Origin of the sequence: Sodalis ligni, assembly GCF_016865525.2 — a bacterium.
Classification (GTDB): Bacteria; Pseudomonadota; Gammaproteobacteria; order Enterobacterales; family Enterobacteriaceae; genus Acerihabitans; species Acerihabitans ligni.
In genome coordinates this window covers 2,043,615-2,064,048 of the sequence record NZ_CP075169.1, presented here as the reverse complement: position 1 = coordinate 2,064,048, position 20,434 = coordinate 2,043,615, and the positions used below count along the sequence as shown (strand labels likewise).

The window sequence follows — 20,434 nt, the reverse complement described above, 5'->3', positions numbered from 1 at the left end:
CAGCATGATACGCGATATCGCCGCCGGCATCGATTCGTCCACCCAGTCCTGCACTGTTTTACTGCGCCGCCTCGCCGACGGGGAGGTGATTGCCCAGGCCCGGGCGCCCCATCCTCCCACCACGCCTCCCTGCAGCGAGCAGGATCCGGAAGCCTGGTGGCAGGCCTTATGCCTCGCGCTGGGGGAACTGAGGGAATACTGGCCGCGAATTGCCGCCCTGTCCGTCGGCGGACAAGGGCACGGACTGGTGATACTGGACGAAAACGACCGTCCGCTGCGACCGGCCAAGTTATGGAACGATACCGAGTCCGCCCCGCAGGCCCGGTGGTTATTACAGCAGCTGACGCCGCTTGAATGGGCCTGTGCCACCGGTTCGGTGCCCGGGCCGGCCATGACTATCGCCAAACTGGCCTGGACCGAGCGGCATCATCCCGGTCTGCTGGCCCGCAGCCGGCGCATTATGCTGCCCTTCGATTACCTGGTATACCGGCTATGCGGCCACAGCGTGACGGAACGCGGCGGTGCGTCGGGCACCGGCTATTTCAACCCCTTTGACAACAGCTGGCAGCCGCGGCTGGCCGCACTGATTAATCCTGATATCGATTGGCCGGCGCGCTGGCCGGAGATCATTCCTTCCCACGGCCTGGCGGGGGAAGTCACGGCGGCGGCGGGTTTGCCCGAACTCACCGGCGCCCTGGTGGGGGTTGGCACCGGGGACAATATGTCGGCGGCCCTGGGCATGAATGTGCAGCCCGGCGATGTGGCTATTTCCATCGGCACCAGCGGCACCCTGTACGGTATCAATCCGCAGGGAATCATCGACCCCACCGGCACCCTGAACGGCTACGCCGATGCCGCCGGGCGCTATATGCCGATGATAACCACCCTTAACGCCGCCAAGGTCACCGATACCTTCCGCCGGCTGCTGAACGTCACCCCCGAAGACTTTGACTCCCTGGCGCTGTCCTGTGAACCGGGCGCCGGCGGGCTGGTAATGCTGCCCTATCTGGACGGCGAACGGACGCCGAATCTGCCCGACGCCCACGGCCGGCTGGATGGCCTGCGCACCACCACCACCGCGGAACACCTGGCGCGCGCCGCCGTGGAGGGGGTGTTATGCGGTTTATTGATGGGCCGCGAAACGCTGCTTGGCTACGGTTTTAACATGTCCGGACGGTTATTGCTTACCGGCGGCGCCGCGCGCTCACGGGCATACCGGCAAATATTGGCGGATCTTACCGGGCAGGAGGTCTGGGTCAGCCCGGTGGCGGAAACCGCCGCCGCCGGCGCGGCGGTCCAGGCGGCGGCGGTGGCCGCAGGCTGCAGCAACGCCGACATGGCCGGCCGCTGGAGCGTCCCCCTGCAGCCGGCGGCGCAACCGCGGGCGGATGCCGGCCCGGTGCTGGAAAATTATGTCCGCAGCGCTCACTCATTCCTGGAGAGTCACCATGCGTCAATCTGATAAAGCGACGGTGCAAAAGCAGCCGATCCGCATTCCTCCGGAAGCGGGTATTGCCGCGGTGTTCCTATTGGTTATGCTGGGGGGATTTATCGCCTCCCCCAATTTTCTTACCGTATCGAACCTGATGGTATTGCTGCTTAACGGCGCGGTAATCGGTTTTCTCTGTCTAGGCCAATCTTTTGTGCTGCTCACCGGCGGCATCGATCTCTCATGCGGCTCCATCGTCGCCATGACCTGCGTGCTGGCGGCGCTGCTGATGGAAAACTTCGGTCTGCCCTGGCAACTAGCGGTGCCCATTGTCCTCGGGGCCGGCGCCCTGACCGGGCTGGTGAACGGTTTAATCATCGAGCGCACCGGCGTGCCGCCCTTTATCGTCACTTTCGCCATGATGGGGGTGGCGGCCTCAATACCGCAGATCATCACTGGGGCCGAGTCCATCCGGGTGACCCAAATCGGCTACAGCCTTATCGGCCAGTCCAAGCCCCTGGGCGTCCCTTTTCCGGTACTGGCGCTGTTGATTGCGGTGATTATGGCGGTCGTTTTCCTTAAGCGCAGCGTCACCGGCACCCATATCTACGCGGTGGGGGCAATGCCGACGCGGCGCGCCTGGCGGGGATCAGCATCCCGCGCATCACGCTACTGGTCTATGCCATTTCCGGGCTGTGCGCCGCCTGCGGCGGACTGATTTACGGTTCCCGGCTGATGACCGGCTACCCCACCGCTGGCCGGGGCGACGAACTCTTCTTTTCCATCGCCGGCGCGGTGGTGGGCGGCGTCAGCCTGTTTGGCGGCACCGGCAGCATTATCGGCGCCATGATAGGCGCGATGCTTATCGCGGCGATCTCCAACCTGATGAATGTCATGAATGTCAGCGCCTACTGGCAACCTCTGGTCATCGGCCTGATCATTCTGTTCGGCGTCACCTTCGACACCATGAGAACCGCCAGGAAGATCACCCTTCCCTGGCTTAAACGCCGCAAACCCATCAGCAAGTCCATAACAAAAAATCAAAATCAACGTACCCAACAGCCAGGAGAAGGCCATGCAAATCCGTAATACGTTCATTGTCGCCACCACGATGGTGATGCTCACCGCCGCATTGGCGGGATGCAATCGCGAAGACAGCAGTCAAATCGCCGGCGCGCCGGCGAAAAAAACCCTCGGCGTAACGCTGCCCAACTTAACCAATCCCTACTATGTGGCGATGAAAAAAAGCTTCGAAGATAACGGCGCAGCGCAGGGTTTTAATGTGAAAGTGTCCATCGCCGACAATGATGACGCCAAACAGCTCTCCCAGGTGCAGAGTCTCGTGCAGCAGAAAGTTGACGCCGTGGCGGTGAACTGTGTCTCCTCAGGCCCCTGCGTAGCGGTCATCGGTGAGTTAAACCGCGCCAAGATTCCGGCCTTTACCATTAATCTGCTGCCCGATATCGACGGTATGAAGCAGCAGGGCGTCAGCGTCGTGCAGGGCGTGCAAACCGATCAGGCGGAAGGCGGCCATTATATCGGCGAGCAGTTGGTGAAAGACCTGGGCCCCGATGGCAAAGCGGTCATCGGTATCGTCGGCGAACCGACCTCCATCTCCGCCAACGCCCGCGACGACGGATTCAAACAGGCCATCGCGTCCAATCCCAACCTGAAAGTGGTGGCGCTGGTGAACGGCAAGGTGGAAGAGACCACCTCCCTCAAGGTCACCACGGAAATGCTGCAGGGCAACCCGGAAATGACGGTGGTATTTTCCGATACCGAACCTTCGGCGCTGGGCGCCGCGGCGGCCATTGAACAGTTGGGCAAGAAAGGCAACGTGCAGCTTTACAGCTTTGTGGATAAAGAAGGCGTCAAACGCATTGAGGACAACAGCATTCTTAAAGCCGGCGCGATCCAGGAACCGGTGAAGCTGGCCTCCCTGCTGGTGGACAGCGTGAAAAAACATTTTGCCGGGGAAACCCTGCCGCCGCTGCTGAACAGTCCGCCGCTGCTGGTGAATAAAGACAATGCCCCCAAAGTCATCGACGCGGCATATTAAGGCATAAAGGCGGAGGCGAGATACGATGAATTATGCTGCCCGCGGCATCAAAATCGCGTTTTCAGGCGTGCAGGTCCTGCACGGAGTGGATTTTTGCGTCGAACCCGGAAAAATCCACGGCCTGTTCGGTCATAACGGCGCCGGTAAAACCACCCTGCTGAAAATTCTGGCCGGCGTGAACAGCCACGAAGAGGGCCGGCTTCTGCTGGGAGATCGCGTCATCCGCCTCGCTTCGCCAAGGGATGCTCTCAAGGAGGGCATCGCCTGCGTTTACCAGGAGCTGCGGCTGATACCCGATATGTATGTCTGGCAGAATCTGTTCCTCGGCCGGGAAATACGGCGGCGCGGTTTTCTCGACAAGACGGCGATGCTGCACCATACCCAGCGGGTTATCGCTGAATACGGGCTGCATTTCAACGCCGGCGACCTGGTGAAAAATCTGTCGCACCCCGATAAACAGATGCTGGAGGTGATTGCCAATCTCGATCGCGACGCGCGTTTTTTATTCCTGGATGAACCCACCACCGCCTTGGAGGGCGGTCAGGCCGAAGAATTGCTGAAGGCGGTTCGGCATATCGCTGTGGAAAAAAACATCGGCGTGGTGCTGGTATCCCATAAGCTGGACGAAGTACTGGGGGTGTGCGACGAAGCCACCGTCATGTGCGCCGGCCGGGTGATTTACCATGCCGACAAACAGAGTCTCGGCAAACAGGCCATTGTCGATGCCATCGTGGGGGACGCCGCCGCCTACCGGCGGACGGAACAGCGCCACCGCGGGATCGACGGAGACAAGACGCCGTTCCTGAGCGTCAATCAGCTCTCCACCCCGCGCTTGAAAAATATTCGCCTGAGCGCCCGGCGCGGCGAAATATTGGGCGTCTACGGTCTGGCCGGCGCCGGCCGGACACGTTTTTGCCGTACTCTCTACGGATTGGAGAGCATGACCGGCGGCCAGATCGTACTGAACGGCTGTCCCTATCATCCCGCCAACCCGGCGTTGGCCATCAAACGAGGCATCGCCTATCTTACCGAAGAACGTAAAAAAGACGGCTTCATCCCGAAAATGTCGAGCCTGACCAATGCCGTGCTGCCGATATTGCGCCGTTTCCGGCAGGGCGGCATGGTAAACCACCGCAGTGCGGACCGGAACGCGCGGACTATCTTGCACAGCATGAATACCCTCGGTTCGCTGGACGGGCCGATCCAATCCTTATCCGGCGGCAACCAACAGAAAGTATTGTTCGCCCGGGTAATAGGCCAGCAGGCCACGCTTATTTTGCTGGATGAGCCCACCAAGGGAGTGGATATCGGCGCCAAGGCGGATATTTATCGGATCATCCGGCAACTGGCGGATGCCGGCTGCTGCGTGATCATGGTCTCCAGCGAAGAAGAAGAGCTGCTGGAAGTGGCGGATGTGATTACCGTTTTCCGGCACGGGCGGTGCGACGGGGTTATCCTTCCCGCCGGTGAAATCACGGCGGCAATGTTGCGCAAAGCGGCCTGGGACAGCGAAACGGCGGCGGCGTGAATATTTCCGCCAGCGTCTATGCCGCCGATCAGCGCTGTATTATGGCGCAGCTGCTGCCGCTATTGCCGCATCTCGAATCCCTGCATTTTGATGTGATGGACGGGCTTTTCGTGCCGTTCCACGGCCTTAACCAGACCCTGTTCCGCCAATTGCGGGATAGCGTTGATTTGCCCATCGACGTCCATTTGATGATCCGGCATCCGCAATCCTGGGCGCTGCGCTTTGCCGAGATGGGCGCGCGCTGGATAGCCTTTCATCCCGAAACCTGCGAAAATCCGCTGGCGCTGCTGCGCGCCATCAGAGACTATAAATCCCGCGCCTATCTGGCCCTCAGTCCGCATGTCAGCGTTTCGTCGGTGCGACATTTACTGGACGAAGCGGACGGCGCGCTGATATTAAGCGCCCCGCCGGGGGGCGGTGATTTTATGCCGGAAATGCTGGCGAAGGCCCGCCGACTGCCGGCGGGATTGCCGGTAGTGCACGACGGTAAAATGCAAAGACACCACGCCGGGCTGCTCAGGAATCTGCCGGGGGACCTCGTGGTGATGGGAACCGCCCTTTTCGGCACGCAATAGTTGGGCATATAACCGCAAAAGTCTGGCATCCGCCCAACCCATTGTGATTATTGTCATATTTTGAATATTCTTCCACGCCATGTTGTCGTAATGTGACCTTAAGCACATTCAACCTGATATCACAAAAGACCCTTGAACCGCCATAAGATTGGTCATTTGCATAATGACTTAGCCACCCCGCTTTTATACTGCCATTCTCGGCAAAAGAGCGGAGCGGTTGATGAGACGTTATTTTCGCTGCAGGGAATTTCATTGTGAAAATGCCCGCCTTAATTAATGCTTTCCTTTTCACAATTATATTTATGTCTAACGGGCTTTTTAACAGCTCCGCAGCACATGCCGCACGCAAAAGCAAAATTCACGTGGAGAAATATCATGGCGGTTGAAACGAGTTTATTAACTAAAAAACGAACTCACGTCCGTTTTTATGTTTTGCTCATTATTTTCATTATTACAGCGGTAAATTATGCCGATCGGGTTACCCTGTCCATTGCCGGTACGCAGGTCTCGAAAGAGCTGGGGTTAGACGTAGTGGATTTGGGCCAGATATTTTCCGCCTTCGGTATTGCCTACCTGGTAATGCAAATACCGGGCGGCTGGCTGCTGGACAAGTTCGGTTCCATAAAAGTGTACAGCTTTAGTCTGTTTTTCTGGTCGCTGTTTACCCTGTTGCAGGGATTTGTCGGCGGATTATCCATTTCCGCCGCCGTGTTATCACTGTTTATGCTGCAGTTTATGCTTGGTTTTGCCGAAGCGCCGGCTTTCCCAGCCAATGCGCGAATAGTCCCCGCCTGGTCCCCCGCCAAAGAGCGCGCCACCGCCTCATCCATATTCAATGCGGCGCAATATTTCTCACTGGCCATTTTCTCGCCGTTTCTTGGCTGGCTGGTTTATGCCTGGAGCTGGCAACACGTCTTTGTCATTATGGGCGTCATCGGATTTGTATTAACCATTATATGGACCAAATTCGTTCATAACCCGTTTGAATCCCCCTACGCTTCCCGTGAAGAACTCGATTATATTGAACAGGGCGGCGGCGTAGTGAATATGGATCAGAAAAAAAGCGCCCGCCAAGGCCCCAAATGGAATTATGTCAAACAGCTATTAAGCAGTCGAATGATGCTGGGTATATTTTTCGGCCAGTATTTTTTAAATACCATTACCTGGTTTTTCCTGACCTGGTTCCCGATTTATCTGGTGCAGGAAAAAGGCATGACCATTATGAAAGTGGGTATCATTGCCTCTATTCCGGCGATATGCGGCTTTTGGGCGGCATTTCCGGCGGCATGGTTTCCGATCTGCTGCTCAAACGCGGCTGTTCCTTGACCTTTGCCCGCAAGGCACCGATTGTTTTCGGCATGCTGTTGGCGTCAAGCATGATTTTGTGCAACTACACCAATAACACCGTTTTGGTGGTGGCGCTGATGGCCTTGGCCTTCTTCGGCAAAGGTTTCGGCGCGCTGGGTTGGCCGGTTATCGCCGATACCGCGCCCAAAGAGGTCATCGGACTGTGCGGCGCGATTTTTAATATGTTCGGCAATGTGGCATCCATCGTGACGCCGCTGCTGATCGGCTATCTGGTCAAGGGCCTGCATTCGTTTAACGCCGCGCTGATCTTCGTCGGCTGTTCGGCGCTGATGTCCATGCTCTGTTATCTGCTGGTGGTGGGTAAAATCCAGCGGCTTGAACTGAAGAAAGTCCCCGAATAAGCTGTGGTTGCCGCCCGGCAACACACCAGGCCAGCCTAGGCTGGCCTGAGCTTGTTGACAAAGTGTTCGGTCGGGGCAGGCTACCAGATCGTAAACACGCCGTGAATACATCCCTGTAGGCTCGATCCGCGCGATTATGACCCTCATCCCTGAGGGTCACCCTACGGGCCAACGCCTGACAGCGTTGTTCCAATACGCTCCCGGCGTATTGGTCCATGGCGCGGACGGTTTACTCTTCTGGCAACCTGCCCCGCCTTATTGACTTCGAGTGCATTTGTCAGCAGTCTGAGGCCAGCCTAGGCTGGCCTTTGTTTTGAGGGGCCGTAGGCCAGGCCTGTCGCGGGGCGCTTAACTCTTCTTTTCCAGAAATTTCACGCTGTATAGGGTTAGCAACGCGGACGCAAAGGTATCGTCTACAGTGTAAAAGTAGCATTCCGGTACTTCGAGTACCCGGGCGAAAGCGCAGCATGTCTCAAAATTGGGCCGGTAAATACCATTTTCATACTGGCTGATGCGGGATCGGGCCGTGGATTCATCTATTCCCGCCATAACGGCCAATTTTTCTTGCGTCAGTCTCGCCCTTTACGGGCATCTTTCAGGCGTTTTGGGATCATTTCGATATATTAATATTGTTTACTTGCTTATCTGTTTAGCATCCTTTAACATCACTTGTGTTTAGTATAGCTGAACACATAATAGCTAAAGTGAAGACATCAGGGTTAGGGCCGGTCATTGCCGGCCCGTTTGGTGATTAAAAAAACAGCGTCCTACAGAGCTTTGTTTTATAACAGCTATTCTAAATAAAAATAAAAAACGCAGAGACAATCGCTTTTACTATTTTATGCTGCATACCGCTCATGACTGTTTGGTTTTTTTCATGGCCGGCACACCTGATTTTTTTCCTGTTCTTCTGATTTAAATCACAAACCGTCCACTCGCACCCTCCCCGCGCAGGATGCCAATCGGGTGGATAAAGCGCTGAAAATCATCCGCAGCCTGGCGCAGGCGTTCGGGCTGAGCATGATAATCGTCAGCCATCAAATCCGTTTTACCCGACTGGTGGCGGACGGCGGGCAGTAAGCGCATGCAAAAATCCACCGTCATATAGTTGCAGCAAAAAGTGTGTAAAATTTTGCGTCCCCTGATATTGCCGACCGTCGGTGGAGGTGCGTTTCAGAACGATCCCCCCCCTGGTTAACCCATTGAATTAGAATCAATACCATCATAAATACCCCACGCCGACGCACTATAACGGTGCCGGCGGAAACAAGCCTGCCCCGCCTTTGCGGCGGCTGTCGGCTAAAAATCTCTGGCTCCGCCAAACATTGATTGGTATATATAGCTATTATTAGAAGAAACGGGACGGATGACCGCATTGAATCGTTACTGTTTGTCGGGACAAGGTTTTACCGTAACCAGTTGCGGAGGCATCTAGATGTCTGCAGAAATACTTTCAGCTGTGTTATTTGTGACATCCATCATAATATACTCGCTGCGGGCCGATCGAAATAAGCTATGGTTTATATTAGTATTATTTATACTAGGGCTTTATATTGTTCTTAATTTAATTCGAGTAGCCAGTAATTATTTTACCGGCGACGGTATCAACGATTCAGTCTTGTATACCATTACCAGCAATCTCACCGGCGCCGGCGTGGGGAAATACATCTTACCCTTTGCGGGTTTTTTACTGGTTTCCCTGGCGGTGTTCGGCTTGATGTCATGGGTTTTGCTCAGGACCAGCGGCAAAAATACTAATGTCTTATACAGTATTCTGGCTTTGATTTTCGCCGGCGCCTCGGTGGTGGTCACTCCGGCGTTCGGGGAAATTGCCGGCTTGATGAAGTCTGAATTCGGTCAGGATAAATCCGATTTTTATAGCTATTATAAAACACCCAAAAAAACCATGTCGGGCAAAAAGCCCAATTTAATTTATATCTATGCCGAAAGCCTGGAAAAGACCTATTTTGATCAAGATGTATTTCCCGGTTTAACCTCCGAGCTCAATTCGGATAAAGTCGATTCCACTTCTTTTGAAAATACTATCCAGTTACCCGGCACGGGCTATACCATTGCCGGCATTGTGGCGTCCCAGTGCGGTATCCCTTTATTCGCCCCCTTTGACGGCAATGCATCCAGTTCCCTGTCTACCTTCTATCCCCATGCGGTTTGCCTGGGCGACGTTCTTCACTCTTCAGGCTATGACACCTATTTTTACCAGGGCGCCGATTTGGCCTTCGGTGGTAAAGGCCTGTTTTTGAAGTCTCACGGTATCGATCATTTATACGGGCTCCAGGAGTTGCAGGATCAGGTGGAGGACCCGAATTACAAAAATGAATGGGGCTGGTATGACGATACCCTATTGGATATCGTTTATAATAAATATGTCGAGCTGTCCAAAGAGAATAAACGATTCGCTTTGTTTGCTTTAACGGTGGATACCCATCATCCGGATGGTTATATTTCCAGAACCTGTACTAAAAAAACCTACGAATTTAATCATGTGGAAAACAGCTCCCTGAGCGCCGTTGCCTGCAGCCAGCAACATATCGCGGACCTGATTGATAAAATAAAACAATCACCCTATTTCAGTAATACAGTGATTGTGGTTTCTTCCGATCATCTGGCCATGAACAATACTGCCTATGACATATTAACCAAAAATGATCGGAAGGATTTGTTTTTTATCATTCGCGGCGATACGGATAAAAAGCAGGAAATAAATGTAAAGAGAAGCACGCTGGATAACGGCGCCACGGTGCTGGATGTGCTGGGGGTGATAATTTCATCGGTTTAGGCCGCAGCAGCCTTTCGAACGTCTCTTTGGCAACCTATTTTATGAATATCAATCAAAAATAACCGGCTGGATACCGGCCATTATCCGGCAGTGGGATTTCCCGCGCAAAATCACTAAGTATAAAATCGACGTTGCGTCCAAAACCATTAAGTTCAATGGCGTGAGTTTCAAGACGCCGTTAATTTTGAAAGTGGAAAGAACCGGGTGGAACCTATGTTTGATGTGTATTTGTCGGTTCCGCTGAATCAGCAATTGGCTAAGCTGGATGCCAATGAAAAATTTGTCTGGGTGGATGATTGTACCAAAATGGCCAATGTCTGGGACGATCAGCTGAATCAGGTGAATAATACCTGCGTGGCGACAGGTACGCTTAATACTCATCCCAAGATTGTGAAAATCGATAGCGATGTTTATCGCGGCAAGGTGAAATTCAATCAGCCACGGGAGGGGGACGATCCTGATTCCATTTATCAGAATACCGTCAACAAACTTGCCGAGGATGCCGCCAACTCCATGCCGCAGTGACGGCGGTTTCCCTTTAACACGCGATCGCTTTAACACGCTCGGTTCAAGCCTCGGCGATCGCTCCTGCCAGCCAGTCGAGCCAGCCATCCATGCCCCGTCCGGTTTTGGACGACACTTCCAGCACGTCGGTATGATTGGCCAGTAGGCTGATTTCGTCCCGTACCCGCGCCACGCTGAAATCGTCAAAATAGGGCAGCAGATCGGTTTTGGTGACCAGGACCTTGTCCGCCAGCCGGAACATCACCGGGTATTTTTCCGGCTTGTCGTCCCCTTCCGGCACCGATAGCAACACCACGTCATAGTGTTGCCCCAAGGCAAAGCTGGCCGGGCACACCAAATTACCGACATTTTCGATAAACAGGATATCCATCGCCGCGCCGGCGAGCTGCTGATAGGCGGACCGGATCATGGCCGCATCCAGATGGCAGGCCATTCCGGTGGTAATCTGCACCACCGGCACGCCTTTTTTACGCAGGCGTACCGCGTCGTTTTCGGTTTCCAAATCCCCTTCGATGACGCCGATGTTCAGTCCCCGGGCCGTCAACCGTTCAATGGTGGCCTCCAGCAGGGCGGTCTTGCCGCTGCCGGGGGATGACATCAGATTGAATACTACCGTGCCTTGGGCATTAAACAACGCGGCGTTCCGTTCCGCCTGCCGATCGTTATCCTGCAGCAGATTCTGCAGGACTTCGATGGAGCGCGGCGCGGCCGGTTTCAGCGGGCGAATGGCGCGTATGGCGCCGTTTTTCAATAACAGACGGCTGCCGGTAGTGATATTGCAGCCACAGCTGTTGCACATACTTTTACCCTAGTGGCCGTCGTGTGGCCACGGTGATGATATCAATTCTTGCTCCCGCGCCTTGGCGCGCCGCCGGGCGAGTTAGCCGCCTTCGCGGCCCGGCGGGGCGGCGGGGCGGCGGCCTTTCCCATACGGCCGGAATCGGATCAATGCCGGGAGGACGGCGTATCAAGCAGCGCCAGCATGGCGGTTAACGCATCGCTTACGCGGTTCATCTGCGTGATGGTGGCGCTGCATCCCCCGGCCAGCGCTGTCTGCCCTTCTGTTTCCAGGGCGTGGAGGTATTTTTGCATTTCGGCGATATGCTCTTCGTTGTGCTCCAGCCAATGCGGCAACATAACGGTTAGTTTTTCAGTTAATGTTTTATCGGCCATGGTGGGTTCCTCGGCGGTTATCATGCGGCGCGCCATTCCAGCAAGACGGAATTGCGCAGACAGTCAATTTCTTTAATCTGGAAGCCGTACAGCTCGCGGGGCGGCTCAAACAGGCTCGACAGGGTGATCCTGTCCGGCGACACCTCGATGTGGGCAACGTCGTCCACCCGTTCTTCCCGGTTGTCCGCCAGGATCAATCTGACTTTAAGCTGGCACATATATCACCTCTTGTTGGCGACGGCGCGGCGGTTTTTCGTCCCCCCTCGCCGGCCATATTGACATCGGCATTCTCAGCAGGCATTTTCATGCGGCTTTTCTTGCCCGGCCTATTTGTTCGGCATGCATACCGGCCGTTCTTATCCCGCATAGTCCAGCAGCCGGGTTTTGATGGCCCGCAGTTCTTCCAGAAAATCGCCGCCGATATCATAAGGCGCGGCGCCGGTGCGATCCGCATCGCGAATCGTCTCGTTCAGGGAGAGGTAACCAAGCATTTTTTCCGCCGGCAACGCCGATGCCAAAAAGGCCTTATCTTCCTGGCTCTTGATTTTACTGCCGACATAAGCGATTTTTTTGATGCCGATGTCGGCGGCCAGCTTCTCTATCTGCCGGGTGGTCTGGATGCTGCGCTGTCCGGGCTCCACCACCACGATAAGCAGATCAACCGCCTCGGCGGTGGAGCGGCCGAGATGTTCGATGCCGGCTTCCATATCCATGATAACCAGGTCCCGGCGTTCAAGCAGCAGGTGCTTCATCAGGCTGCGCAGCAGGGTATGTTCCGGACAGACGCAGCCGGTGCCGCCATGTTCGACGGTGCCCATCAGCAGTAAGCGGACCCCGGCATGCTCTACGCAAAAGGCGTCCGGCAGATCGTCAACCTTCGGGTTAAGGATAAACAGCCCGCCATAACCGCTGTCGGCGCCGGTGCGCTCTTTCGCCAGGTCCTTCATATGGGAAAACGGCTGCAGGTGGGCATAACGCCCGGCGGGGATCCCCAGCGCCGACGCCAGGTTGGCATCGGGATCCGCATCAATGGCCAATACGTGTTTTCCTTCCGCGGCGAAAGAGCGGGCCAGTAATCCCGCCAGGGTGGTTTTGCCCACGCCGCCTTTTCCCGCTATGGCTATTTTCATGCTTATATCCCCAAGGCGTGACGTTTTTCGCGAATCACCGCCACCAGTTTTTCCGCCGCCAGGGCCGGATCGGATTCCACCAGGAAGTAGCCGCCGAACAGATCTTTCGCCCCTTCGGTAATCAGATCGGTCACCACCGCTGAGCCGGTGACCTGGGGAACGATGCCCAGATGGGTCGGCAAACCGATGGCGACGCTCCAGCTGGCGATGGCGATGGCTTTTTCCGACATGGCTTCCGGCGCGGAGGCCACCAGCGGCAAATCGCTGAGGTCCACGTTCAGCCTGTCAGCCAGCGCCGTGGCCAACTGCACCGCCCGGCTGTTATCCACGCAGGAGCCCATATGCAGTATCAGCGGCAACGGCCCTTCCAGGCCCGCCGACACGCCGATGGCGGTTAATACCGCCTTAAGCGAATCACCTGCCCAAGCTTCGGTGGCCTGCTGGTTCATCAGGCCGTGTTTGGCGAATGCGCCCGCGCCGCAGCCGGTGGCCAGCAGCAGGACATTGTTGCGGGCCAGAATCTTGGCGATGACCTGGAAATTCTCATCCTGTATCGCGCGGGTGCTGTTGCAGCCGGCGAACAGCGCCACCCCGAGGATATTGCCGTTGACGATATTTTCCACCAGCGGCGCCAGGGGGTCTGCGGCGTTGAGGGTCGCCAGGGCCGCCATGACCGCTTCACTGCTGAAACCGACGATGGCGGTCTGTTTGATATCCGGGATATTGATGCGCTTGGCGTCGCGGCGACCATAGGCGTCAATGGCGTACTGCACGATTTTGCGGGCGGTTTCTCTGGCCTTGTCTTCGTGGAAACTGACATGGCGTGCCCCCGGCATCTTGTTTTCATCCATGGTGGTGATGAATTCGGTGTGATAACACTCGCTGATTTGCGGCAGCGACGGCATGATGCACTGCACGTCCACCACCATTGCGTCCAGCGCGCCGGTGAAAATGGCCATTTCCTGCGACAGATAGTTGGTGGCCAGCGGGATGCCGTGGCGCATCATGACTTCATTGCCGGTGCAGCAGATACCGACGATATTGATGCCTTCCGACGCGCCGGCGTCCCGGGCAATGCTGTTCATTTCGCTGGCGATATCGCAAATCACTTCGCTGAGCAGCGGGTTATGGCCGTTAACGGCGATATTCACCGCCTGTTTCTTGATAACGCCAATATTGGCCTGGGTCACAACGGGTTTCGGCGTGCCGAACATCGCGTCCGACAGCTCCGTCGCCAGCGCCATGCCGTTGAAATCCGCCAGGGCGCCGCGCATTCCGCCCAGCACCAGGTTTTCCGGGTCGGCGTCGCAACCGATATGGGTGCGAGACATGATCTGCGCCACCGTGGCGTCGATGTTATGGGGCAACACTCCCAGTTTTCCCAGTAGCGACAGGCGTTTTGCCGGCAGCGAGGCGCTTATCCAGTGGCAGGGAACCTTGCTGTCCTGATTCTGATAATCCTCCAGGGTCTTGGTGGCCACGTCGTAGGCAATGTCCGTTATGGTCCGGTCGGCGACGGCGATATCCAGCCGCCCGGCAATACTTTTCAGTTTCTCTTCGTCGCGGATATGATAATCGGGCAGTTCCCCTTTGCCGACGCGCTGCATGGCCAGCGCGATATGCCGGCCGTGTTCCGAATGCGCAGCCGCTCCGGCGGCCATCATGCGAATCAGGTTGCGCGCCACGATGGTGTCTTTGCCGGCGCCGCAAATACCGGCCTGCGGGCCGTCGCCGAACGGATCCACCCGGCAGGGCCCTTTCCAGCAAATACGGCAGCACAAGCCCAGCGTGCCGAAACCGCACTGCGGCTGCTGCATTTCATACCGATCGAAAACCGTCGCAATCCCTTCTTGTTCAGCAACAGGGCACAGTGCGATAACGGCGGGATCGCTCGATCTTATTTTGATATCCATTACAGTCCCCTTAATGCCAAGGTAATATTCTTTTGAGATTGAGCCAATTCTCCGGCCCGGGCCTTGATCAGCGCCTGACGATAAGTCTTCATATCCACCAGGCTAATGGCCTTGGTGGGACAGGACTCGACGCAGGCGGTCTCGGTTTTGCCCTGTTTTTTACGCCACTCCACGCACAGATCGCATTTTTGCGCCACGCCTTGATTGGTGGCGCTGAAATGATCTTTCTCCGCTGCGCGCCGAACGGTAATGGCGCCGAACGGGCAGACCATCACGCACAGTTTGCAGCCGACGCAATTGTCCTCATTGATTTGCACCTGACCGTCCGCCTGGCGGCAGGCGCCGGTGGGACACACCAGCGCGCAGGGGGCGTTTTCACACTGACGGCACTGCATCGGCATGGTGATGTCGCCGGACGCCACGACCTTCATGCGCGGATGCAAGGGAAGTTGACTCGTCACGGCGGCCACCAGACTGCCGTCGCCGCCGTGGGCCACCGCGCAGGCCATTTCACAGCTATGGCAGCCAAGACACTTCAGCGCATTGGCGTAAATAATGACATTTTCTCGTTCTTTCATGGCGTTACCTTCTGCTTCAAGCGTCAAAACTTTCAATGTAGAGTTCGTCGCCCTGAATCAACACGACATCCCGGCTTTGGCAACGGGGACATTGAAAATGGAATTTGATAACCTCAAAATCTCCGCCGCAGCCGCGGCATGTCGCCACCGCCGGCACCGGTTCGATAATCAGCTCGGCCCCTTCCGCCAGCGTACCTTCGGTAAAGGCTCCGAAGCAGAAAACCAGCGCCTGTGGCTCCACCGCCTTCATTCGTCCTACTTTCAGCCGCACCAGGGTAATGGACCGGACCTGGTGGCGGGCCGCCTCCTTTAACAGGATGTTTACCAGTCCCTGGGTTAACGCCGCTTCATGCATAGCCGGTTCTCCCGCGGCCGATGACGGCCCGACGCGTTCCGGGCCGTAATAATTACTCCTCGCCCGCGTGCGATGGACGACACCGGCATGTCCGGCATCCCATCGCTGTCGCCTGACGCTGGACATACCGGCCTGCGACGGGCGTGGACAAGGAAGCTTTTCATTCCGGCAGTTCCCCCAGTTCGCTGAGCATGGCCAGCATTTCCGCCGCCTGCTCCTCATCGATGCGCGCCATGGCGAACCCCACGTGCACCAGCACCCAATCACCGATACAATCAGCCGGGACATGGGATCTATCGACGATAAAGGCGATATTGATATCCCGCTTCACTCCGGCCACTTCCACGGTGGCCAGCAGATTAGCGGCATCCTTTATGGCCAGTATTTTTCCCGGGACACCCAAACACATAATGCGTTTCCCTCTGCGGAGCGGTGCGGAAAATAATCCCCCCCTACGCCGGATTATTTTTTATATGGGAACAATTCTCGTTCGTATATTTTATTGATTGAGATCAATTTTAATTCGTTTTCATTTCCCGATTATCAAAATAAAAATAATTTTATTTTTTTTCTCTTAATCGGGCCGTATTAATTACGATTCTCAATTATAAAGTGAGCGCGATCATATTTTATGGCTTTCACGGTAGCGCGTTAATCGTTGAGCTTGTTCCCTGCCGTCATATTGTCAGTTTCGTCCCGTAATATCTGTCAGCTAGCCGACAGACATTACCGCCGATTTTAATAAATTCATCGTATACCCAATATATTCCGAGCCGCAGCCAATCCAGCTGAAAATCGAAATGGCAAGGGTAGAGATTTTTTTATCCGCTCTCAGATTTATAGCGAGGAATACATGGGAGTATCACTCTTCAGCATTCCATTACTGGCATGGGGAGGAACATTTCTTCTGCTTGCCGGTGAAATAATGGCATTGTTGCATATCCGGAATCTGGTAAAACTCCTTTTGTTTTCCACCATAGCGGAAATCGGTTTTGTCTTGCTGGGTTTTGGCCTCGATAATCAATCGGGGATCACCGGCGCGCTGATGCACCTGGGATTTCAAGTTACCATGCGCTTGCTGGTCTTCGTCAGCGCCGGCTACCTTATCAAACGCACCGGTTCCAGCTCCCTGGACGATTTGGCGGGCAGCGGCAGCCGCATGCCGCTGGCATCGCTGCTGTTCGGCTTCGGGCTGTTTTCCGTGATGGGCCTCTCCCCGTTTAAAGGCTCCTTCAGTAAATTCCTGATTTTGTACGGCGCAATGGAGCAGGGGGAATGGTGGCTTGCCGCCATTGCCACCCTGGCCACGGTGGTAGCGGCGGTTTATTACATTATCGTTATTCAGCGCATCTGCCTGGAACCGGCAAAATCCGTGCCCGCGGCCGGCGCTCATCAACAAAACGGTTTTCGTCAATTCCGTTCACGCCCATTTGGCTGTTAATGTATTTATTGACCGCCATCACTATTTATATGAGTTTGGTCCCCGGCCCGTTTTTGCATTTGGCCGAACGCTTCGCCTCGCCGTCGGTAAAAGGCGAAGTACCGGTATTTGAAGCGCCCTGGCGTTTTTTGGTGTTATTCCCCTATATTGGCGGTTTTGTCCTTTTCGCCCTGGGACGGATTAATGCTCGGCTCCGGGACCGCGCCGCCCTGATTATTTCCGCCGCCACTCTGTATTTTGCCTGGCAGGCGGGGGATAGACAGCATATCCCGTTTATTTACCCTTATTTTCGCCGCGCTGATCTTTGTTGCCGTGATCTATTCCCAAGGGTATATGCGAAATAACGGGCACGCCAACCGTTACTATTTTTTCCTGTTCCTGATGGCCGGTTCCCTGCTGGGCGTGGTTACCGCCGACGATTTCGGCAATTTCTATATGTTCTGGGAATTGATGACCTGGAGTTCCTATTTCCTGGTGACCCATGAACAGACCCCAGAGGCCTTCAAAGCCGGCCGAAAATATTTCCTGATGTGTACCACCGGCGCCTACGTCATGCATTTCGGCATCCTCTTGTGCCACCAGCGCTTCGGTAGTTTTGATATGTCGGTGGTCGCCGCCCATGCCTCGCAGCTGACGCCGGGGTTCGCGGCGGTGATCGGCCTGTGTTTCCTGGCGGGGCTGGGGGTGAAAGCCGGTCTTTATCCCATGCACAGCTGGCTGCCGGACGCGCACCCGGTGGCGCCGTCGTCCGTTTCCGCCCTGATGTCGGGCATTCTCACCAAAACCGGCGTGTACGGCATCATCAAGGTTCTGTTTGTTATCCTGGGCACCGATATCGTCGCACGGGTGTTGCCGTGGATATCGTTCTCCTCTCTCGGCCTGGCGGTAAGCGTGCTGGGGGCGCTGACGGTGATCTATGGCGAGGTCATGGCCTTCAGGGAGCAAAACCTGAAACGGATCCTGGCCTTTTCCACCCTGGCACAGGTGGGTGAGATCCTGACCATGGTGGGATTGGCCACCTATTTGAGTTTTGCCGGCGCCCTGCTGCACGTGCTTAACCACGCCATCTTCAAAAACCTGCTGTTCCTGGCGGCCGGCGGCATCATCGCCAAAGCCGGCGGCAAGCGGCTGTCCGATGTGGCCGGCCTTGGCCGCGTGATGCCCTTTACCGCCCTGTGCTTCGCCGTCGGCGCCCTGGCGGTGATGGGCTTGCCGCCCTTCAGCGGCTTTTTCAGCAAATTCCTGATGATTTACGCGGCTGCGCAATCGGGCCATCTTACTATCGCGGTGCTGTTCCTGGCGGGCAGCATTTTGGCCGCCATGTACTATTTGCGCATTTTGCGGGTGCTGTTTTTTTCGCCCTATAACGGCACGGTGACCACCGATGCGCCGCTGTCCATGCGCATCGCCATGGGCTTATTGGCGGTACTGGTGATTCTCGGCGGCCTGTTTCCCGATTTCGGTCTGGAGCACCTGGTGCGCCCGGCGGTGGATCAAATCGCCCTCAGGCAAGGCCTGGCCATCATCCCCCTGCCCCACCTCAATCTGGCCTGGACGCCGGCGGCGCTGATTGCCGTTTGCGGCGCGCTGCTGACCTTTATCGCCGGTAAAAGCGGCAAGGTGAATGCCGGCGCGGTGGCGGTGGCCGTGATGGCGGTCGCCCTTGGGGCGGTGCTGATGAACGCCGGACGCTATGACCTGCTGTCTTACTGGTTCGCGGCATTGATTGCCGGCGTCGGTCTGCTGAATATGCTCTATGCCGTCGGCTATATGGCCCATGGCCATCACCGGCACCGGTTCTTCTTTTTCTTTGTGTTTATGATCGGCGGCCTGCTGGGCCTGGCCGCCAGCAAGGACCTGTTCAACTTCTTCGCCTTCTGGGAAATCATGAGCAGCTGGACGCTCTATTTCGTCATTATCCATGATGAAACCGACGAAGCCTTAACCGAGGGCTTCAAGTACTTTATCTTTAACTTCGTCGGCGCCACCTGCATGTTCCTGGGCGTCGCCATGCTCACTGCCCGTGCCGGCGCCTTTGATTTTACCGCCCTGGCCCTGGCGGCGCGCACCATGTCCCTGCCCTGGTTCGGCGGCGCACTGCTGCTTATGCTGCTGGGTCTGCTGATGAAGGCGGCGCAGCTGCCGTGGCGCATCGACTACCAGATGCACCCCCCCACCGCACCGACGCCGGTGAGCGGTTATATCTCGGCGGTTCTGCTGAAAAGCGGCGTGTACGGGGTGATAAAGCTCTTCACCCTCGGCGGGGCCGGACTGCTGTTCGCCCGGCTGGGCACCTCCGGGGGCATGAGCGATGTGATGTACGGTATCGCCATCATCGCCGCCGTGACGCTGCTGTATGCCGGCGCCATGGCGGTCATTCAAAACGGCATCAAACGCCTGCTTATCTATAGCACCGTCAGCCAGCTGGGTTACATCCTGCTGGGCTTCGCCCTGGGTTCGCCTCTTGGCGTGGCCGGCGGCCTGATGCATCTGGTGAATCATATGATGCTGAAGGATACCCTGTTCCTGGGGGCCGGCTGCATCATGGCGCAGATTCATGTGGACAGCCTGGATCAATTGGGAGGGCTGGGGCGCAAGATGCCGATAACCTTCGGCCTGTTCCTGTTCGCCGGCCTTTCCCTGTCCGGGATTCCGCCGCTGAACGGCTTCTCGTCGAAATGGCTTATCTACCAGGCGGCGTTCCAGTCGGGCCATTATGTGCTGGGACTGGCGGCCATGATGTCCAGTCTGTTTACCCTGGCGGCGGTGCTTAAATTCGCCCATGCCGCCTTTATGGGCCAGCCCCGCGAGGCGCTGGGCAACGTGCGGGAAGCGCCCCTCTCGATGCTGCTGCCCATGTCGCTGCTCACCGCCGGCTGCGTAGCCGTCGGCCTGTTCCCGGGCCTGCTGCTGGTGCCGGTGAGCCGGGTCATGAGCGAGCTGTCACTGGGGCAACTGGCGGTCACCTGGACCGGCGGACTGCCCGGCATCGACGGCTGGCAGCCGCTGACGCTGTCCATACTGATGGCGGGCATCGCCCTGGCGGGCTGGCTGTTCTATCGCCTGAGCAATCGGCAATCGGTGTCTATCCATTTGCACCAGGGCGGCGTCACCGACCTCCTCCCGTCCCAGGCCCATGTCCCGGCATCCGGTTTATACCAGGCGCCGGAACGGTTCATCCGCCTGGCGCTTCGGCCGAAAGATAAGGAATAGGGTTTAATC

At 56.4% G+C, this 20,434-nt stretch carries 17 protein-coding genes and 3 pseudogenes; 11 read left to right on the top strand and 9 right to left on the bottom strand.

The genetic code is table 11. The annotated features are described in order from the left end of the window. The first annotated feature begins 4 nt into the window (after nucleotides 1-4). The 6 genes and pseudogenes from xylB to GTU79_RS09680 all read left to right on the top strand — a co-directional run bounded on the left by xylB (nucleotide 5) and on the right by GTU79_RS09680 (nucleotide 7,300). On the top strand, nucleotides 5-1,462 hold the full coding sequence (gene xylB / locus GTU79_RS09705; RefSeq protein WP_203522077.1) for a xylulokinase: 1,458 nt from the start codon (nucleotides 5-7) through the stop codon (nucleotides 1,460-1,462). Next, nucleotides 1,389-2,518 (top strand): annotated as a pseudogene (locus GTU79_RS31335) (ABC transporter permease). The gene xylB and the pseudogene GTU79_RS31335 overlap by 74 nt, the downstream one beginning before the upstream one ends. Continuing rightward, nucleotides 2,505-3,488, top strand: coding sequence for a substrate-binding domain-containing protein (locus tag GTU79_RS09695; protein ID WP_203522079.1), 984 nt, complete (start codon nucleotides 2,505-2,507; stop codon nucleotides 3,486-3,488). Before GTU79_RS31335 ends, GTU79_RS09695 begins: the two are co-directional and overlap by 14 nt. Nucleotides 3,489-3,513: 25 nt before the next feature. Beyond that, the gene (locus tag GTU79_RS09690; protein WP_203522080.1) at nucleotides 3,514-5,016 is read left to right on the top strand and encodes a sugar ABC transporter ATP-binding protein; all 1,503 of its coding nucleotides are present in this window, start codon (nucleotides 3,514-3,516) and stop codon (nucleotides 5,014-5,016) included. Further along, nucleotides 5,013-5,591, top strand: a complete 579-nt coding sequence (locus tag GTU79_RS09685) for a beta/alpha barrel domain-containing protein (RefSeq protein WP_203522081.1) — start codon at nucleotides 5,013-5,015, stop codon at nucleotides 5,589-5,591. The genes GTU79_RS09690 and GTU79_RS09685 overlap by 4 nt, the downstream gene beginning before the upstream one ends. Before the next feature lie 375 nt (nucleotides 5,592-5,966). Further along, nucleotides 5,967-7,300, top strand: a pseudogene (locus tag GTU79_RS09680) (MFS transporter). A 348-nt stretch (nucleotides 7,301-7,648) separates the two neighbouring features. On the opposite strand, the pseudogene GTU79_RS09675 reads toward GTU79_RS09680, so the two are convergent. Beyond that, a pseudogene (locus GTU79_RS09675) lies at nucleotides 7,649-7,914 on the bottom strand (helix-turn-helix transcriptional regulator). 821 nt (nucleotides 7,915-8,735) lie between these two features. On the opposite strand from GTU79_RS09675, the gene opgB reads away from it, so the two are divergent. After that, on the top strand, nucleotides 8,736-10,097 hold the full coding sequence (gene opgB / locus GTU79_RS09670; protein WP_338091469.1) for a phosphatidylglycerol--membrane-oligosaccharide glycerophosphotransferase: 1,362 nt from the start codon (nucleotides 8,736-8,738) through the stop codon (nucleotides 10,095-10,097). Between the two features lie 213 nt (nucleotides 10,098-10,310). Then, complete coding sequence (locus tag GTU79_RS31105) at nucleotides 10,311-10,622, top strand: hypothetical protein (protein WP_338091468.1); 312 nt, start codon at nucleotides 10,311-10,313, stop codon at nucleotides 10,620-10,622. Nucleotides 10,623-10,665: 43 nt separating this feature from the next. Here the strand turns inward: GTU79_RS31105 and hypB are convergent, their stop codons facing one another. The 8 genes from hypB to hypC all read right to left on the bottom strand — a co-directional run bounded on the left by hypB (nucleotide 10,666) and on the right by hypC (nucleotide 16,180). Next, the gene (gene hypB, locus GTU79_RS09665; protein ID WP_203522084.1) at nucleotides 10,666-11,421 is read right to left on the bottom strand and encodes a hydrogenase nickel incorporation protein HypB; all 756 of its coding nucleotides are present in this window, start codon (nucleotides 11,419-11,421) and stop codon (nucleotides 10,666-10,668) included. Nucleotides 11,422-11,567: 146 nt separating this feature from the next. Next, nucleotides 11,568-11,819, bottom strand: coding sequence for a DUF8180 domain-containing protein (locus tag GTU79_RS09660; protein WP_214513873.1), 252 nt, complete (start codon nucleotides 11,817-11,819; stop codon nucleotides 11,568-11,570). Beyond that, the gene (locus GTU79_RS09655) at nucleotides 11,816-12,013 is read right to left on the bottom strand and encodes a CooT family nickel-binding protein (RefSeq protein WP_132922410.1); all 198 of its coding nucleotides are present in this window, start codon (nucleotides 12,011-12,013) and stop codon (nucleotides 11,816-11,818) included. Before GTU79_RS09655 ends, GTU79_RS09660 begins: the two co-directional genes overlap by 4 nt. Nucleotides 12,014-12,151: 138 nt before the next feature. Beyond that, nucleotides 12,152-12,925 carry an ATP-binding protein gene (locus GTU79_RS09650; RefSeq protein WP_203522085.1) on the bottom strand — a complete coding sequence of 258 codons (774 nt, stop codon included), beginning with the start codon at nucleotides 12,923-12,925 and terminating at the stop codon, nucleotides 12,152-12,154. Nucleotides 12,926-12,927: 2 nt separating this feature from the next. Next, nucleotides 12,928-14,838, bottom strand: a complete 1,911-nt coding sequence (gene cooS / locus GTU79_RS09645) for an anaerobic carbon-monoxide dehydrogenase catalytic subunit (RefSeq protein ID WP_132922412.1) — start codon at nucleotides 14,836-14,838, stop codon at nucleotides 12,928-12,930. Further along, nucleotides 14,838-15,416, bottom strand: coding sequence for a 4Fe-4S dicluster domain-containing protein (locus tag GTU79_RS09640; RefSeq protein ID WP_132922413.1), 579 nt, complete (start codon nucleotides 15,414-15,416; stop codon nucleotides 14,838-14,840). The genes cooS and GTU79_RS09640 overlap by 1 nt, the downstream gene beginning before the upstream one ends. A 16-nt stretch (nucleotides 15,417-15,432) precedes the next feature. After that, entirely contained in the window at nucleotides 15,433-15,897 is a 465-nt protein-coding gene (gene hypA / locus GTU79_RS09635) for a hydrogenase maturation nickel metallochaperone HypA (RefSeq protein WP_253073518.1), read from the bottom strand. A gap of 34 nt (nucleotides 15,898-15,931) precedes the next feature. After that, nucleotides 15,932-16,180: a HypC/HybG/HupF family hydrogenase formation chaperone gene (gene hypC / locus GTU79_RS09630; protein WP_132922415.1), complete on the bottom strand. Its 249-nt coding sequence runs from the start codon at nucleotides 16,178-16,180 to the stop codon at nucleotides 15,932-15,934. Between the two features lie 444 nt (nucleotides 16,181-16,624). Between hypC and GTU79_RS09625 the strand changes: the two genes are divergently transcribed. The 3 genes from GTU79_RS09625 to GTU79_RS09615 are packed head-to-tail and all read left to right on the top strand — an operon-like array spanning nucleotide 16,625 to nucleotide 20,425. Further along, the gene (locus GTU79_RS09625; protein ID WP_214513872.1) at nucleotides 16,625-17,212 is read left to right on the top strand and encodes a proton-conducting transporter transmembrane domain-containing protein; all 588 of its coding nucleotides are present in this window, start codon (nucleotides 16,625-16,627) and stop codon (nucleotides 17,210-17,212) included. Beyond that, on the top strand, nucleotides 17,212-17,556 hold the full coding sequence (locus GTU79_RS09620; RefSeq protein WP_214513871.1) for a hypothetical protein: 345 nt from the start codon (nucleotides 17,212-17,214) through the stop codon (nucleotides 17,554-17,556). Before GTU79_RS09625 ends, GTU79_RS09620 begins: the two co-directional genes overlap by 1 nt. Next, nucleotides 17,546-20,425: a complex I subunit 5 family protein gene (locus tag GTU79_RS09615; RefSeq protein WP_214513870.1), complete on the top strand. Its 2,880-nt coding sequence runs from the start codon at nucleotides 17,546-17,548 to the stop codon at nucleotides 20,423-20,425. Before GTU79_RS09620 ends, GTU79_RS09615 begins: the two co-directional genes overlap by 11 nt. Nucleotides 20,426-20,434: the final 9 nt, after the last annotated feature.

Bases quoted from the DNA above. Each gene is read 5' to 3' on its own strand.
- xylB (WP_203522077.1), top strand. From the start codon at position 5: ATGATACGCGATATCGCCGCCGGCATCGATTCGTCCACCCAGTCCTGC.
- GTU79_RS09695 (WP_203522079.1), top strand. From the start codon at position 2,505: ATGCAAATCCGTAATACGTTCATTGTCGCCACCACGATGGTGATGCTC.
- GTU79_RS09690 (WP_203522080.1), top strand. From the start codon at position 3,514: ATGAATTATGCTGCCCGCGGCATCAAAATCGCGTTTTCAGGCGTGCAG.
- opgB (WP_338091469.1), top strand. From the start codon at position 8,736: ATGTCTGCAGAAATACTTTCAGCTGTGTTATTTGTGACATCCATCATA.
- GTU79_RS31105 (WP_338091468.1), top strand. From the start codon at position 10,311: ATGTTTGATGTGTATTTGTCGGTTCCGCTGAATCAGCAATTGGCTAAG.
- hypB (WP_203522084.1), bottom strand. From the start codon at position 11,421: ATGTGCAACAGCTGTGGCTGCAATATCACTACCGGCAGCCGTCTGTTA.
- GTU79_RS09660 (WP_214513873.1), bottom strand. From the start codon at position 11,819: ATGATAACCGCCGAGGAACCCACCATGGCCGATAAAACATTAACTGAA.
- GTU79_RS09655 (WP_132922410.1), bottom strand. From the start codon at position 12,013: ATGTGCCAGCTTAAAGTCAGATTGATCCTGGCGGACAACCGGGAAGAA.
- GTU79_RS09650 (WP_203522085.1), bottom strand. From the start codon at position 12,925: ATGAAAATAGCCATAGCGGGAAAAGGCGGCGTGGGCAAAACCACCCTG.
- cooS (WP_132922412.1), bottom strand. From the start codon at position 14,838: ATGGATATCAAAATAAGATCGAGCGATCCCGCCGTTATCGCACTGTGC.
- GTU79_RS09640 (WP_132922413.1), bottom strand. From the start codon at position 15,416: ATGAAAGAACGAGAAAATGTCATTATTTACGCCAATGCGCTGAAGTGT.
- hypA (WP_253073518.1), bottom strand. From the start codon at position 15,897: ATGTCCAGCGTCAGGCGACAGCGATGGGATGCCGGACATGCCGGTGTC.
- hypC (WP_132922415.1), bottom strand. From the start codon at position 16,180: ATGTGTTTGGGTGTCCCGGGAAAAATACTGGCCATAAAGGATGCCGCT.
- GTU79_RS09625 (WP_214513872.1), top strand. From the start codon at position 16,625: ATGGGAGTATCACTCTTCAGCATTCCATTACTGGCATGGGGAGGAACA.
- GTU79_RS09620 (WP_214513871.1), top strand. From the start codon at position 17,212: ATGTATTTATTGACCGCCATCACTATTTATATGAGTTTGGTCCCCGGC.
- GTU79_RS09615 (WP_214513870.1), top strand. From the start codon at position 17,546: ATGCGAAATAACGGGCACGCCAACCGTTACTATTTTTTCCTGTTCCTG.